A 16,457-nucleotide genomic window follows, 5' to 3' on the forward strand; every position below is an offset into this window, starting at 1 on the left:
GATTCATGTTTTACAGAAACAAAAAAACTCCATAGCGATAGAGGCTTGCCATCAAACGGTCTATTGCTAAAGGAGCACTTATAAGTATCATCTATAGGATTTTTACAAGGTGAAGTCACTCTTGTTGTTGGAAGGTATCATATGAATGATTTTATTCTTTTCATCAATACCTTTGAAATCAATTAACGAATAGTAAGACTGAACCAGCTTCTCTTCAGTTGTAATAGTAGACATCATAACCGCTACACCGACAACCTGGGCTTCAAATTCTTTCATAAAGTCTACAACACCCTTTGCTGTTCCGCCCGCTTTCATGAAATCATCTACAAATAGAACTTTTGAACCTCTCTTAATAGATTTTATGGGCATTGACATGGTTTTAATGTTTTGTTTGGAGCCGGTTACATAATTCATTTGTAAGGTAGTGCCTTCCGTTAACCTTGCTGATTTTCTAATGACGACGATTGGCTTATTTAAGATTCTTGCCACTGCCAATGCTAAAGGTATTCCCTTTGTTTCAATGGTCACGACATAGTCCATTGAGGCACTTTCATAGTACGAAACAATACATAAGGCTATCTTTTCCAACCATGAAGGATCATATAGAATATCATTCATGTACAAATAACCACCGGGTATAATTCTACTGGTTTCTGACAGCTTATTACATAAATCCGTTTGAACTTTTTCAACAAACGTTTTATGAGCTAATGGGAGATAATAGACCCCTCCAGCCGCTCCGGATATGGAGTATATCTTACCCAAATGGTATTTTTCAAAAGATGCTTCAATACTTTTTATATCTTCACTCAACGTCGACTTAGCATGGTCTAGCATATCTGAAAAGTAGTTCAGCGTGAATATCTGAGATGGATTCTCTATTAGGGTTTTAGTAATCAAAGCAATACGCTCAGTTTTACTGATTTTTTTATTCATCATTTTTCCTCTAGTTCTATTCTATATAAGGCTTTTCTTGTATTTACATATTATAACCTATATTTCCGAATATTATAAGTCTTTTTCTCTAGAATATTCGAGTCTTTCATATTTCTGAAAAAGAATGTATAATATAGAAGAATCTATCGATTTTAGATCATTGTAAATCGAATTTCTATCGATTCTTAAGGAGAAAATATGTATAAAATAAACCTCGAAAAGCCCATTCATGTTCATTTCATTGGCATTGGCGGCATTAGCATGAGCGCATTGGCTCAATTATTACTTGATCGTAACTTTAGAGTAACCGGTTCAGATATCGGCAATAACAGCTCCATTAACAAATTAGCATCTTTAGGTGCACATATTTATAAAGGTCACCATCAAGATCATATAACTTCTGATATTGAATTGGTCGTCTACACTGTAGCTGTCAAATTGGATAATCCTGAAATGGAAAAAGCGAAAAAAATGGATATACCTATTATAGACCGTGGCACATTACTTGGACAGGTTATGGATGATTACGAAAAAAGCGTTGCTGTTTCCGGTACCCACGGGAAAACAACAACGACCTCCATGATTGCCCACATTCTAACTTCAGCAAAAGCTGAACCAACGGTTATGGTCGGCGGTATACTACCCTTAATCGGTGGCAATGTGGCCGTAGGTAAATCCCCCTATTTTGTAACCGAAGCTTGCGAATATTTTGATAGTTTTCATCATTTCTTTCCGAAAATATCCGTTGTTCTAAATGTGGAAGAAGATCATCTGGATTATTTCAGAGATATTCATCATATCCATGATTCTTTTCATACCTTTTTAGAAAATACAAAAACAGATGGCACCATTATTATCAATGGTGATATCAAAGATTCTCAACGTATTTTAAGAGAGACAACAAAAAAAACAGTCACTTATAGCTTGACCAACACCAGCTGTGATTTCTATGGTACCAATATTGTATATAACCCACTTGGCCATGGTGCTTTTGATGTTATCTACAATAATCAGTCTCTAGGCCGGTTCCAACTCTCTGTACCTGGTGATCATAACATCAGCAATGCACTTGCTGCTATAGCAACAGCTATAGAACTTGGTATTGATTTGACAGCTATAGCTTTAGGTCTTGGTGCCTTTACCGGTACCCATCGCCGTTTCCAATACAAAGGGTCTCTAGGCGGTGTCCATATTGTCGATGATTACGCACACCATCCTACTGAAATAGAGGCCACAATCAAATCAACCGCTAATATGGATTTCAACAAACTTTGGATTGTTTTTCAGCCACACACCTATACCAGAACAAAGGCCTTTTTAGACGATTTTGCCAAAGCTTTAAGTTTAGCTGATCATGTCATTCTTATGGACATCTATTCTGCAGGTCGAGAAACGGATATTGGAGATATTCATGCACGAGATATCCAATCTAGGATTTTGGCCCAGGGCACACCTTGTGAATATTTTCCTTCTTTTGATGAAATCAGCTACTATATTTTGACACATTGTATCCCAAATGACCTGTTGATAACTATGGGTGCCGGAGATGTCTATTTACTGGGAGAATCCCTCCTTGATTCATAGTTTTCCACATTGTCCACAGAGTTGTTCACATATCGTACAAAAACCGACTTGTATAGCTAGTTTACATAATGTATTTAATTGTGATATCTGAACACCTCTATTTTACTGGGTTTAGCCACCATTTATAGCTTTATCAGCCATGTCGATAATGTTATACACCATCTTATCCACACTTTACACATTTGTTGCACTATGTATATCTTTTTCTAGGAAAGCCTTTATTTATAAGGCTTTTTAATTTTTTTTCCCTATTTCCTCTTGACTTATTGTTCATAGTTCTATATCATTATACTCCCCATCGTATAATATATGCTATGATGGTATAATAAATATTAAGTTATGCACATATAGTGCATTGGTTTACATAATGTGGGAAGGGGTTCATATGAGTCAAATAAATTTGTTATCTCAAAATATTCATCAACATACGCTCATAAACAACCTATTCATTGACCATTATATGCCTAAATCCAATGGAGATTATGTGAAAGTCTATTTATATTTACTTAGATTGATTTGTAGCAATCAAACTGCTTTTACAACCAAACAAATAGCAAAGCAATTACATCTGATTGAATCCGATGTTATACGTGCTATAAACTATTGGGATGAGCTTAAGGTCATTGAAGTTCAGTTTGAGGATGATCTGATTACTTCTATCGGTTTATTAAGTCTTGAAAAAACTGAGGATACTGTTATTTCTTCTGATAAGTCTAAGAAAAATAAGGCCAATACCCCAAAACCAAAACTCTACGAGAGACCGGAATATACCATGGAAGAGATTGCAGCTATAGCAAGTCAAATCGAGTTTCAACAGCTTATATACATCACTGAAAAATACTTGGGCAAGCAACTCACTCAAGTTGATGTCAATATTTTAGTCGGTTTTATGGATTGGTTAGGTCTGAACATTGAAGTAGTCGAATATCTCATTGAATATTGTGCATCCAACGAGCATCGCCATATGAATTATATTGAGAAAGTAGCTATGGATTGGTCAGATAAAGGCATACGCACAGTGCAACAGGCGAAAGATTTGACAGAGAACTTTAATAAAAACTATTATAAGATCTTTAAGGCCTTAGGCTTATCTGGCCGAAACCCTACACCTGCTCAGATAAAACTCATGGAAAAATGGCTGGTTGAATACAATTTTGCAATCGAAGTCATTGTAATAGCCTGCGAGAAAACGATTGAGGCTATTAATAAACCAGAACTGAAATATGTAGATACAATTTTGACCAATTGGCAAAACAAAGGCGCAAAATCTATAAATGCTGTAAAAGAATTAGATGTGCAATTTAAATCCGGCCAAGCCGAGAAACAAGCGACCAAAAAAGAGGTGGCACCAAAAACCAGCAACCGATTTCACAATCATAACCAACGTCAATATGACCACGATCTAATTGAAAAGCGTATGCGACAGATGATTGAAGTCGAAACCGTGGAAAAGAGGACTTAGTATGGGTCTTACAAGATCACAGTTTAAACACATCCTAAATATTATCGACCAACGTCGTTTAAAAAATCAACAGATACATTATGCCAGAAAAGATAAGGTTTATAAAGCTTACCCTATACTTCAGACCATAGATGAACAAATCTCTTCCTTATCTGCCTCATTAACACGGCAGATTGTGGAAAACCCTAAGAAGAGACAAGAACTCTTGACAGATCTGCAAGAAAAAATCAACCGATTATCTTTGCAGAAAAAAGAAACCTTATTAGATGCAGGTTATCCAAGTGATTACCTTGCACCAATCTATGATTGTGAGGATTGTAAAGATACCGGCTATATCGATCACGCTAAATGTCATTGTCTCAACCAAGAAATCATTAACTTTTCCTATGAACAAAGTCATTTAAATGCCATTTTGCAAAAAGAAAACTTTGACAATTTCTCTCTTGACCATTATAGTAGTGAAGTAGATAAAAATATTGGTAAATCACCACGAGAGATTGCGGCCTTTAATTATAAGATCTGCTACAGCTTTGCTGAACATTTTGACACAAAATATAATAATCTTATTCTCTACGGTCAAGCTGGTCTTGGTAAGACATATTTATGTAACTGTATCGCAAAGTCACTCCTTGATACCGGTCATACGGTTATCTATCTGACGGCTTTTGGCTTATTTAAGCTCCTTGAGACTTACCGCTTCCATAACGAAGAAGGCCATGTAACATTAGATGAGATTCAAAATCTCTATGAATGTGATTTACTCATCATTGATGACCTTGGTACTGAGATTAACAATGCTTTTACTACGTCTGAACTGTTTAACATCATCAATTCACGTATGCTGGACAAAAAGCATGTTGTCATCTCTACCAACTTACCGCCCAGTGCATGGAGCAACCAGTATACCGATCGTATTGTTTCACGAATTTATGGTAATTACTTATCTGTAGGCTTTATCGGTTCCGATATCCGCTTGCAAAAGTTTTTATAAATCTAGTATGAGCACGCATAGTTCAATTGGATAGAGCGTCTGACTTCGGATCAGAATGTTGTGGGTTCAAGTCCTACTGCGTGCGCTAAAGAAAAAAGCTGTAAAACCTTGATTCTATAAGGGTTTACAGCTTTTTTTATTGGGAATCAAATGATTCAGCTTGTAACCACCAGTCGCCCATGCTAGAATATAACTGTTGAAATCTTTCAGCTGGCTGATTAAATGGATGATTTTTATGCACCTTCAGGACATACTTACAAGGGGTCATAATCGTATGAATGTTGGATTTAATAATGAAATTTCACCAATAACACTCCGTATAAAAGATGCTAAAAAGGAAAAATCCTATCAATATCATTGTAACTCAAGTTCACTTCTATGGTTTCGATTAGCCATCGTTTTAGGTGTTACTCTCTATTTGAGCTTTTGTATTGTCGATTATTTTTTATTCAGCACGTTGCTATTTGATTTTCTAAAAATACGCTTGTTTATTGTTTTACCCGTAGTGATTCTCTCTTTTATACTAACGTATTGGCGTGATTATCCAAAGTATGCCCAATGGATTAATATATTTGCAATCGTTGTATCAAGCTCTGGTATTATCGGCATGGCTATCATCGGCCGTCAACATCCTGAGATCTCAAGAAGCTATGCAGGACTGGTACCGTATTTTCTTTACATTTATGCCTTTTTAAGAATAAGGTTTGTACATGGAACAATTATTGGTACAAGTTTATATATTATATATACCTTGGTTGAATGGTATATCTTAAAAACGCCATTTAATATTTTTATTGCAAATACCTTTTATATGGGCGCATCTAATTTTGCAGGTATATTGATTTCATATTTACTAGAATATCAAGGCAAAAATGAATATCTGTTACAGGAAAAGTTAGAAAAACTTACATTAACAGACGCTATGACCGGACTTTATAATAGGTATTATTATAATAATTATTCTTGCAAAGATATTCAACGTTTCCTAGACGGCATAAAGAAAGGTAATATTAGAGAACGGCGTTCTTCGAATATCACCCCTACAAATTATGGTCTCGTATTGCTTGATATTGACCATTTCAAAAAAATAAATGATACTTATGGCCACGATATTGGAGACTCTGTTCTCATTAATCTTGCAGAACTTCTTAAAAAACAAGTTTGCAATAGTGATGATATTTTGCGTTGGGGTGGTGAAGAGTTTTTAATTATACTCAAATCAATCCAAAATGATGATTTAGGCTCATTTGTTAGAAAAATAGGCAGCTGTATCGAAAATCTTGAATTTCACTTGCCCGACGGCACAATGATTCAAACTAAATGTTCGATTGGATGCTTATCCATACCCTTTGGTGATGTTGATAACCTTGATAAATTGATTAAGTATACTGATGATGCACTGTATAGATCAAAAAAAAGCGGCAGAAACAAAGGGTATCAAGCAACATTTAGTAAGGGTACATGTAAATTTATTGAACTTATGTGGCATTGACCCCTTACTCTTCACCACACGAAAATGAAACAACACCACTTAGACCACTCAGTTCTACAATCAATTTGTCAATAAAATGATCCAAAATCATGGCATGGATCACAATATTGATATCATCATTGTCCGCTTCCAAAAAACTGGTTTGACCATAGACAATGTTGATATCCCTTACAACAATCTCGTACTTATCCATGATTTTATGAATGGCTTTTATTTGCCCATTCTCTTCTTTCAAACGAATAAGAATCTCATAGTTCATTTTTTCGGCCTTAATATCTTCCATACATCTTAGATTATGTAAGATATAATACACAACAATACTAATAATCATACTGGTTAAATACATACCAGACCCAATCGCTAAACCAATACAAGCCACAACCCAAAGCGAAGCTGCAGTTGTTAGTCCCTTAACTGAAAACTTGTCCCTGATGATGGTACCGGCACCTAGGAAACCAATACCGCTTATAACTTGAGCACCAAGTCTAGCTGGGTCAGAATTCACGACCGTATGATACTCTTCGAAAATGCTAAATGAGGTGATCATAACTAGTGCCGATCCCATACATACCAGAGCGTAGGTTCTAAGACCTGCCGGTCTATTACGACTCTCCCGCTCCCATCCAATGGTTGACCCAATGACACAAGCCAAAAATATGGTAAACATACTCTTAATCAATGCATTCAAGTCAACACCATAATCCAATAATTGAAGCCTTGGTAAATCTATCAGAAGCAAAACTCCTGTAATCACTGTTAATAAACTGATAACCAAAAAGGCCGGAATATTCCATATATGACTTTTATTACTTCCATTTATTATCGCACTTTGTTGGCTCTTATGGATCATACTTAAACACCCTACCTTTCCAATTTAATACATATCAACGCAATACAAAAGAAACCTTCTTTCTTCATCATATAAAGTCTCGCTGATCTTCAGTTTTTTTGTCGAACTACCGTTGTCATATCTGTTATCGTTACTATATCTCTTTTGCACAAAAACGACAATCGACTATTCTATTTTTTTGTCTAAAAAAAAGAACTTACTTTTATAAACCAAGCTTTTTTATATCAACCGCTTAGAGTGTGACCCAAAGTAAAAGCCAACAGATATGTAAGCATCCGTTGGCTCTCGTTTAAGCATTTTATATGGATAAGCTATTATTCCTCTGCTATCATTTTATGCAATCTCAATACGGTCATAAAAGCTTGCTGCCGTTGAAAACCACCTTTGGGATCGAATCGATTCTCACCAATACCACCCATAATCTTGGTGTCAAACATATATCCAATATAGGGTTTGGCCCATTCTGATATGAGTGACGCATCTTCAAAAACCGGTAGTGTTGCATCTGTCTCCATATTCAGTGCAGTAGCAGTAGCTGTAAGCATTTTTGCAGCTTGCTCTCTCGTAATAGGATTCATAGGGTCAAAAGTTGTTTCTGAAGTGCCTTCAACAATGCCTAGGGCATAAGCTGCTAATATATCTCTTCTAGATGTCTCCGTTAAGGCTAATACATCTACAAATGGTGATGTAGACGGCATTTCCACCTCCATCGAATCTAAATAGGCTTCAATGGTCATACCCATTGTTACTTCAATGCTTGCTATAGCCAGTGTACAAAACTCACTTCTGTTTATGGTTTTAGCATAGTCATCTTGAAGTATCATGGGTATCAAAGCAATATTCTCTGCTTGTCGAACTTCAGCCAAAGCCCATGATGCGGGAACATCCACAAGACCTGTTGCTGTTTGTCTTAATACATTCTGAGTATTATGAAGCGCTTTATAGACTCCGTCTTTTCTACCGCCTGTCCACAATGTGCCATCCGACTTTAAAACCACTTGATGTTGATAGCCCGCAGTCATATTGTAGACTTCCGTTGTCCATATTACAGGAGATGGAAGAGGGTTCATACCTAGGCCAAAGTTACTGTTTTTACCCCATGTCCATAGTGTATAGTCTTTTTTTATTGCATAAAACTCAGAATCTCGTATTGCAACATGCATAACAAGATCCATGACTTTTATCGGTTTAAGTACAGGACCATTAATCACTTTTGTACCATCATAGAACTTGCCTAAATAGCCGGAACCGCTCATCCATAGTGTTCCATCTTTTCTAACAATCATGGTGGTGGTCAAATCACCAACAACATAATCCACTTCTTCCAGTATTTTTACAGGCTGCTGAACCGGTTCTGTATGTCCGACACCTAAAGCGCCATATGTAGTACTACTAACATCATTCCAACCCCAAAGCTCGTTTGCCTCATTAATGAAAAATCGGTTATAACCACCAATTGTTATAAATTTGACTTTGCTATTATGGGCAACAGGCTCGAACATGGTTTTGTTGAACTGAAGAAGTGTCCCATCTGCTTTCAGCACGAAAATGAGTTGATTATTATACCCATCCAAAGTGGCCATTACAACACCATCAAGGATTTTGATAGGTATTGCTGTTTTTGTATGCCCTGGCAGTCTACCCCAATACCATAATGTATTATCATTTTTAACGATAAGCACTGCATAACGGTTCACACTGATACTTTTCACATCTTCTAGAAGTTGCTTTGGCTCATCTATATATGCCAAGTCGCTATTAAGTAAGCCTTGGTCATTTTTCCCGTATCCCCATAAACTTCCATCATCCTTGATAAAAAAAGTCGTACCCCACCCAGCTGCAATAAAATTACTTTCACCCATAGCATGGATTTTTATATTGGTGTTCATGGTTAGTGTTAATGTAAATATCAAAATCATCGTGATGATTCTTTTCATAAAGTTGCCCCCTTGCTACAATCTTATTAATAATGGTTATTAATACATCCATCTATATCATAGCTCTTAATAAGATTTTCCACAAGATCTAAGCACATAAGACATTAATCACCGTAAGTCAGTCCAACAGCTTCACCGGTTTTGACCAAGTCATCATCCCTTGTGACCAATTTCAGCTTTGCAGCCATGTCTTCAAGAGGCGTTGCTCTAAGCTTATTATTCACAATAGAAACGGTATTACCATAATTTTCTTCAGCAATCAGTCTTGCTGCATAAGCACCTAACTTGGTTGCAAGTACTCGATCATAAGCAGACGGAGATCCGCCTCTTTGTTGATGACCCGGTATCGTGACCCGTGTTTCAAAGCCTAAATTGGTACTGATTTGGTTGGCCAGACGATAAGAAACCGTTTGAAAAGGCATTTCTTCCCTATAACGTTTAAAATCCTTTTTACTCATGGCTGCCTCTTCTTTGTTAACCGCACCTTCAGCCACAGCTATAATTGAAAAGTCTTTTCCTTTTTTGCGTCTTTCTTCAAGCGCTTCATAGACTTTTTCTTCACTATATGGAATCTCCGGAATCAAGACCACATCTGCCCCACCGGCAATACCGGAAAATAACGTTAACCATCCGGCTTTGTGTCCCATAAGCTCAATTAACATAACCCGGTCATGAGAATCCGCAGTTGTATGAATGCGGTCAATGACCTCTGTTGCAATATCGACAGCACTGTGAAACCCAAATGTCATTTCTGTACCGTAGATATCATTATCGATGGTCTTTGGCAAACCAATGACGTTCAATCCTTCTTCTCTTAACAAATTAGCATTTTTATGGGTGCCGTTACCACCAATGGTAACCAAACAATCTAACTTCAATTGATTGTAGTGCTTAACCATGTTCGCCACCTTATCAATACCGTCTTCTTCGATTTTTCTCATTTGTTTAAAAGGCGTCCGATGGGTCCCTAGAATCGTACCGCCCCGTGTTAATATCCCTGAAAAGTCATGAGATGCCATAACTTTGTAATCGGCATCAATTAAGCCCTTATATCCACCTTTAATCCCAATAATCTCACAATCAAGCAAATCATAAGAAGCTCTTGCAACACCTCTAATGGCTGCATTAAGCCCTGGGCAATCTCCACCACTTGTTAATATACCAATTCTTTTTTTCAATTCAACCACTCCTAATCCATATAAATATGACACGTTAGTGTTTATGCTATTATCATGATACCATATCCCCCACCATGACAAAAGACTAATCTCATCTTGTTATGTTATTACATAAATACCTATTATATAGTTTTGGACTGGAAAATATCTATGTCTTGTAGATATAAATCCCTTAATCCTTATTTGTCCTGAAAAACTCTTGATTTTTTTGGGGATTCCTGTAAAATGGTGTATGTAGCATAAGCATAACATATAACAACTATATTATGATGACAAGGTGAAGAAAATGACAAAAATTGATTTATTTAAGCAGTATGTAGTCGATAAAACAACACCCATTCCTCTTTATTTCCAATTCAAGAATATACTACTGAATATGATGAAAAATGGCGAGCTACAAGCCGGTGATATGATCCCAACTGAGTTTGAGTTATGTGATATATTCGGAATCAGCCGTACCACCATAAGACAAGCTCTAACTGAATTGGTGAATGAGAACAAGTTTCACCGTGTTAAAGGTCGTGGCACCTTTGTAGCACAGAACAAAATCAACCAAGATTTCATCCGCAAAATAGAAAGCTATAATGCAGAAATGACACGAAAAGGCTACACACCATCTTCTGAAGTCATTGACTTAAAAGTCATACCTGCAAACACAGAAGTCTCCGGAGCGCTAAGGATCTCAGCCAACACGGATGTCATTAGTTTGAAAAGGCTGCGCTACGCTGATGGCCAACCCATCGTCATTACCCAGACGTATATGCCCTATTCTTTTTGTAAGCATATCTTAGATCATGATATGGGTCATGAATCTCTATACAAAATACTGGCACAAAACGTCAATACAAAGATCTATCGCGTAGTAAGAAACATTGAAGCCGTTATTCCGACCAAAGAAGATTGTGATCTCTTGGACATCACCAAAACGACAGCCATCCAGCTTTTCCATTATACAGGTTATAATAAATTCGATACACCGGTAGAGTACACCATCTCTCGTTACCGTGGGGACAAAAACATCTTTACGATAGAACAGTTTCATGAGTAAATGGTCGATGTTGGCTTCTTCATTATAGGCTGCTAATGTATGTAAATATAAGCTTTTTGAAGTTTACACATATACAAAACCGAATAAGAAAAGAAAAAGTGCTGATCAATCACAGTTCTACACGATGTAGAACGTCCTTCATTTTTACATGGATGTAAAATGGAAGGATGATTGATTAGCACTTTTTCTTGACGTAATGACGATGTATTACCGAGTAGATATGATTCACAGATTTTCCGCTGACCGTACGAAGTGTAAGGCAAGGAAAAGGTGTGGATTATCTCTACGATTATAACCTAGAATTGCGACTATAAGCCTAAGCCCTATATTTTTCCAAAAAACCTAATAACAACAATAACGTCTGTTCCAAAGCTTTCTCATGGGTGCGTTCCATTCCATGTGATGCATGAATACCTGGACCTATCAAAGCCGCCCTAATATTGGCACCACTTTTTAGAGCTGCACTGGCATCTGAACCATAGTGAGGATAAACATCCAAAGCATACTTTATATTCTTATTCTTAGCAATCTCCAGAAGCTCTGAAACCAACTTGTGGTCATAGGGTCCGGAGGAGTCTTTCACACATATGGAAACCTCTTGCTCTGTACAGCTAAGGTCTTCACCTATGGCCCCCATATCAACAGCAATCAGTGTTTTAATGTTTTCAGGAATATAGGAAGCACCATGCCCCACTTCTTCGTAGGTTGTAAAAATAACTTGTAAGGTATTTTTTAATACTATTTTTTTGCTTTTAATGGTCTCAAGTAAGCCCAGTAATATAGCTGCCCCTGCTTTGTTATCCAAATGCCTGGAATTGATAAAGCCGGATTCTGTTTCACGATACATTGGGTCAACGCCGATAAAATTACCGACTTCTATGCCTAGACCTAGGATATCCTCTTTACTATGCACCAGCTCATCCACACGAATCAACATATTTTCTTCTATGAGTTTATAATCATGGATGTCTTCATAAACATGGACTGAAGCTTTCTTGGATAACACAGTACCTTTATAGGTCTTGCCTTCTCTTGTATAAATACTGCAGTAGGCACCATTAATCGTTGACATCATATAACCACCAATGCTGGTAAACCGAATCGTACCGTCATCATTGATAGATCTCACCATAGCACCAAGAGTATCTAGATGAGATGCCATCCCAATGGCTTCCTTATCATTAAAACCTTCTATGGTAACATAGATACCACCTTTTTGAGTATAGTTAACCGTATAGCCAAGACGATTGGCTTCTTTTTTTACATAGTCGGTTATGGTGTCACAAAAGCCGCTGGGGCTATGTATGCCGACCAAGGTGCTCAGTTGATGCTTTATGTACTTCATATCCATCATAATCTTTCCTTCTTAAGGTTTGTCTTGTAATAAAATGATCTTTGGTAAATCTGACCAATTCCTAATAGCCTTTTCTTTATCATAAACCGTTGCCAGATAGGTTCCAAAAGATGTATCCTCAACCTTGTAAACATATTCCTCTCCATTTGAAACCAAAAATGATATATACTTGCCGTCAAAGGAGCTATATTCAATCGTATAGTTGCTGGGGTGGTTAAGCTTTCCTTGCTGATACATATCTTCAAGAATATAGGTTTGAATTTCTTCAGATAATTTTTTTAGCTGTACGGTTTCAATTTCTCGTGTTGCCGTTTCAATATTAAAATCAGGATGAGCCTCTAATAGTGCTTCAATAGATTGAACGTTGTCCTCTAGTATATGGATGGTTTCATCTTTCATCATGGCAAAGCTTAAATAAATCTGCGGATTATTAACCGGAGATGCTATGGTAAAAATCGATGTACCGTCTGTTTTCATGTAACGAATAAAAACGCGGTCGACTTCGAATTTTTCCATAAGGATGGTCTCAACTTCCTGCCACATCTTGTCATCTGCCACCAACTTAGGTTCCACATAAGGTCCAGATCCCGGTAATAAATCATAGTCTTCCTTTGAGAGTACCTCAAAACCATCTAATGATTTAATGTAGTATGTCGAAGGGTCCACTTCATAGGCGATACTAAAGCCATCTACCAATACAAAATTCATACGTTCCAGTATGCTTTCCTCAATCATAATATTATTGTTCTTGACGATATCCTGGACAGAGATTGTTTTCATATTGACTAAGTCAAAAGGACGTCCATTGTTATACGCCACAATCTTATCTGCAAAATAGGCTTCTAATCCTTCAAAAATCTCTATTGCATATTCATCAATAATCTGGCCTTCAAGTGCTTTTCGGTCTAAGGCAATCTGTTCTCGGTCAAGATCAAATCCTTGTTTTCTAAGCTCTAATACAATCTGATTCGTCATGGTTTCATTGGTCAATACCAATAGATGTCTGACCAATTCTCGACCACCGGTGACGTCTTGAACCATTCGCTTCATTTGGTCTGCCGATAAGGGATAGATCTGTTCTAAAAGCTCCACCGCTTCTGCTGCTAAGGGGGAGGAGCTGGCGCTATAAATAGGGAGGAGCTCCTTGTTAATGGCACCTCTCATCTGCTCAATAATTGCCTGTATCTGTTCCTCATTAACGGTAAAGTTAAGCTTTAAGTCTTGATCTACTGGTGTCGCGCTCATAAGGTCAAGGCCCGATGCCTTACCATACTGGGTCAAGTCAATACTTAGCTTATCCAGCAACTGACTCACCCTGCCTCTATTCATCAAAAATTTTAGGGGTCCAATAACTTTTAATTCATGTCGACCGATGCCAACTTGATCATAGGTAATCCTAAGCATGCCTTCTTCTTCAAAAAATTCCATATAATATACAAGAGGAAGATAGAAGCCGGAAAAAGTCAGGTTCACCTTCAAAGCTTGCTCTTTACCGTCATAATATAGATTTTCTAGCTTGTAGGCTGTATCTTCCACATCCTTAGCAATCAAGATGGATAATTCATGGGCAATGACATCCTCAGGAATAAGAATATCCAGACCATGCTCTTCGTATACCCAGTTTTCTTTATCTTTTTCTAGAAACGCCGAAGCGGTCTCTCCCTTTTGAAACTGCTCAAATGTGGCAAACTGCATATACGTCAATATGGCACATCCAAGCACAAAAAGAACAAATAGACCAATGGCCAATGATTTAATGGTGGCCAGTGACTTAATACCCTTTTCCAATTTCACTGTTAAGTTATCCAATATAACATCTTTTTTTTCTTCTGACATAACTTAACCCCTCCAATAATTGTTTAAGGCGTTAAAACTATAGAGTTGAACTTAGTTTTAACACTTAATTATAATTTAGATTTCCAGATTATGAACCGTTCTGGGGAATGATACAACATCGCGGATATTGCTCATACCAGTAATATACATAATCATACGTTCAAAACCAAGTCCAAAGCCGGCATGACGTGTACCACCGTATTTCCTGATATCCAAATACCACCAATAATCTTCTTCATTCAGACCCATTGCTTCCATTCTGCCAAGTAGCTTATCTAGGTCGTCTTCCCTTTGGCTACCACCAATGATTTCTCCAACACCAGGTACCAGAAGGTCCATGGCTGCTACTGTTTTTCCATCTTCATTCATCTTCATATAAAAAGCCTTAATATCCTTCGGGTAATCGGTTACAAACACAGGCTTATTAAAAACTTCTTCCGTTAAGTAACGTTCGTGTTCGGTCTGTAGATCCGCACCCCAACTTACAGGATATTCAAAATCTTTCCCACTATTTAGAAGCATCTCTACCGCCTCTGTATATGTCACTCGCTCAAAATCACTGTTGGCAACCTTATCTAAGCGTTCAAATAAGGATTTGTCCACAAATTGATTGAAAAAAGCCATTTCTTCAGGCGCTTTTTCTCTTACATAACGAATGATGTATTTGATCATCTCTTCTGCAAGATTCATATCATCCTTAAGATCTGCAAAGGCCATTTCCGGTTCAATCATCCAAAATTCTGCCGCGTGCCTTGGTGTATTAGAATTCTCCGCTCTAAAAGTCGGCCCAAAAGTATATACATTTCTAAATGCCATGGCATAGGTTTCTACATTCAGCTGGCCACTAACCGTCAGGTTGGCTTCTTTACCAAAAAAATCTTCCTTATAATCAACGTTTCCCTCTTCAGTTTTTGGAACCTCAAGGGGTGGTAATGTTGAAACTCTAAACATCTCGCCGGCACCTTCACAGTCACTCCCGGTGATGATGGGCGTATGTACATAGACAAAGCCTTTTTCATTAAAAAACTGATGAATGGCAAACGCCGTAAGAGATCTTACTCTAAACACAGCTGAAAAAGTATTGGTCCTGGGTCTTAAATGAGCAATGGTTCTTAGATATTCAAAACCATGACGTTTCTTTTGAAGGGGATAATCACTGGCTGACTCACCTTCAACTGTAATCTTATCGGCTTTAATCTCAAAAGCCTGTTTTGCTTCCGGCGTCTCAACCAGAATGCCTTCTACTATAACTGCCGCACCTACATTTTGCTTGGATAGCTCCTTGTAGTTTTCAAGATCACTGTCCATAACCACTTGAATCGTATTAAAACATGTTCCGTCATTTAACACCATAAAGCCAAACGCATTGGATGCTCTAACACTACGAATCCAACCTGAAATCTGAATTTTATCCCCATAGTAAGCCTCTGGGTGCTCATAAATAGCTTTTACTTCTGTATTATTCATCACAAATCTCCTCAAAATGTATTTTTCCCAATTGGGCTAAGATCATCTTTCTTTTTATCCTACCATTATTATAACATATACTACTTTTTTATTGGGTTATGAATTATTATTTCAAATATGGATATTATAGCATATTCTTCATTTCTGTATATGACAAATCCTTTAAAAAAATAAAGTTTTTATGGTAATTAAAGTGTCAAAACCGAGTTTATAAACGATACTTGTGTATGCATTATTAGGATAAACACATCGTTTTGATAACTTTGTTGTCATTAACGTAAAAAATATTTTAACGACCTTTTCATTCTTGGTTTTCTTTGGT

The 16,457-nt window shown here is 37.2% G+C and carries 12 protein-coding genes and 1 tRNA gene; 6 read left to right on the top strand and 7 right to left on the bottom strand.

Annotation, left to right across the window (positions count from 1 at the left end; all coding sequences use genetic code 11):
- Window positions 1–102: 102 nt before the first annotated feature.
- A complete protein-coding gene (purR, locus tag PATL70BA_RS07900) occupies window positions 103–939 on the bottom strand; it encodes a pur operon repressor (RefSeq protein ID WP_125136864.1) in 837 nt (278 codons plus the stop codon).
- Window positions 940–1,134: 195 nt separating this feature from the next.
- Between purR and murC the strand changes: the two genes are divergently transcribed.
- The 5 genes from murC (at window position 1,135) to PATL70BA_RS07925 (ending at window position 6,465) form a co-directional block, all read left to right on the top strand.
- The gene (murC, locus tag PATL70BA_RS07905) at window positions 1,135–2,520 is read left to right on the top strand and encodes a UDP-N-acetylmuramate--L-alanine ligase (protein WP_125136865.1); all 1,386 of its coding nucleotides are present in this window, start codon (window positions 1,135–1,137) and stop codon (window positions 2,518–2,520) included.
- 385 nt (window positions 2,521–2,905) lie between these two features.
- The gene (locus tag PATL70BA_RS07910) at window positions 2,906–3,982 is read left to right on the top strand and encodes a DnaD domain protein (RefSeq protein ID WP_172596166.1); all 1,077 of its coding nucleotides are present in this window, start codon (window positions 2,906–2,908) and stop codon (window positions 3,980–3,982) included.
- Between the two features lies 1 nt (window position 3,983).
- The gene (locus PATL70BA_RS07915; protein WP_125136867.1) at window positions 3,984–4,973 is read left to right on the top strand and encodes an ATP-binding protein; all 990 of its coding nucleotides are present in this window, start codon (window positions 3,984–3,986) and stop codon (window positions 4,971–4,973) included.
- 11 nt (window positions 4,974–4,984) lie between these two features.
- Window positions 4,985–5,058: transfer RNA gene (locus tag PATL70BA_RS07920), tRNA-Arg, on the top strand.
- Window positions 5,059–5,247: 189 nt separating this feature from the next.
- Window positions 5,248–6,465: a GGDEF domain-containing protein gene (locus PATL70BA_RS07925; RefSeq protein WP_172596167.1), complete on the top strand. Its 1,218-nt coding sequence runs from the start codon at window positions 5,248–5,250 to the stop codon at window positions 6,463–6,465.
- A gap of 4 nt (window positions 6,466–6,469) precedes the next feature.
- On the opposite strand, the gene PATL70BA_RS07930 is transcribed toward PATL70BA_RS07925, so the two are convergent.
- From PATL70BA_RS07930 to PATL70BA_RS07940, 3 genes are all read right to left on the bottom strand, one after another.
- The gene (locus tag PATL70BA_RS07930; RefSeq protein WP_243115994.1) at window positions 6,470–7,315 is read right to left on the bottom strand and encodes an MgtC/SapB family protein; all 846 of its coding nucleotides are present in this window, start codon (window positions 7,313–7,315) and stop codon (window positions 6,470–6,472) included.
- A gap of 314 nt (window positions 7,316–7,629) precedes the next feature.
- Complete coding sequence (locus PATL70BA_RS07935; RefSeq protein WP_125136869.1) at window positions 7,630–9,252, bottom strand: S-layer homology domain-containing protein; 1,623 nt, start codon at window positions 9,250–9,252, stop codon at window positions 7,630–7,632.
- 104 nt (window positions 9,253–9,356) lie between these two features.
- A complete protein-coding gene (locus tag PATL70BA_RS07940; RefSeq protein WP_125136870.1) occupies window positions 9,357–10,430 on the bottom strand; it encodes a 6-phosphofructokinase in 1,074 nt (357 codons plus the stop codon).
- A gap of 286 nt (window positions 10,431–10,716) precedes the next feature.
- Here PATL70BA_RS07940 and PATL70BA_RS07945 point away from each other — a divergent pair, with 286 nt between their 5' ends.
- Complete coding sequence (locus tag PATL70BA_RS07945; RefSeq protein WP_125136871.1) at window positions 10,717–11,478, top strand: GntR family transcriptional regulator; 762 nt, start codon at window positions 10,717–10,719, stop codon at window positions 11,476–11,478.
- Window positions 11,479–11,794: 316 nt separating this feature from the next.
- Here PATL70BA_RS07945 and PATL70BA_RS07950 read toward each other — a convergent pair whose 3' ends face one another.
- The 3 genes from PATL70BA_RS07950 to asnS form a co-directional block, all read right to left on the bottom strand.
- On the bottom strand, window positions 11,795–12,832 hold the full coding sequence (locus tag PATL70BA_RS07950) for a M42 family metallopeptidase (protein ID WP_125136872.1): 1,038 nt from the start codon (window positions 12,830–12,832) through the stop codon (window positions 11,795–11,797).
- Window positions 12,833–12,844: 12 nt separating this feature from the next.
- Entirely contained in the window at window positions 12,845–14,668 is a 1,824-nt protein-coding gene (locus tag PATL70BA_RS07955) for a hypothetical protein (protein ID WP_125136873.1), read from the bottom strand.
- Between the two features lie 75 nt (window positions 14,669–14,743).
- A complete protein-coding gene (gene asnS, locus PATL70BA_RS07960) occupies window positions 14,744–16,135 on the bottom strand; it encodes an asparagine--tRNA ligase (RefSeq protein ID WP_125136874.1) in 1,392 nt (463 codons plus the stop codon).
- Window positions 16,136–16,457: the final 322 nt, after the last annotated feature.

The sequence above is a fragment of the Petrocella atlantisensis genome (assembly GCF_900538275.1).
Taxonomy (GTDB): domain Bacteria; phylum Bacillota; class Clostridia; order Lachnospirales; family Vallitaleaceae; genus Petrocella; species Petrocella atlantisensis.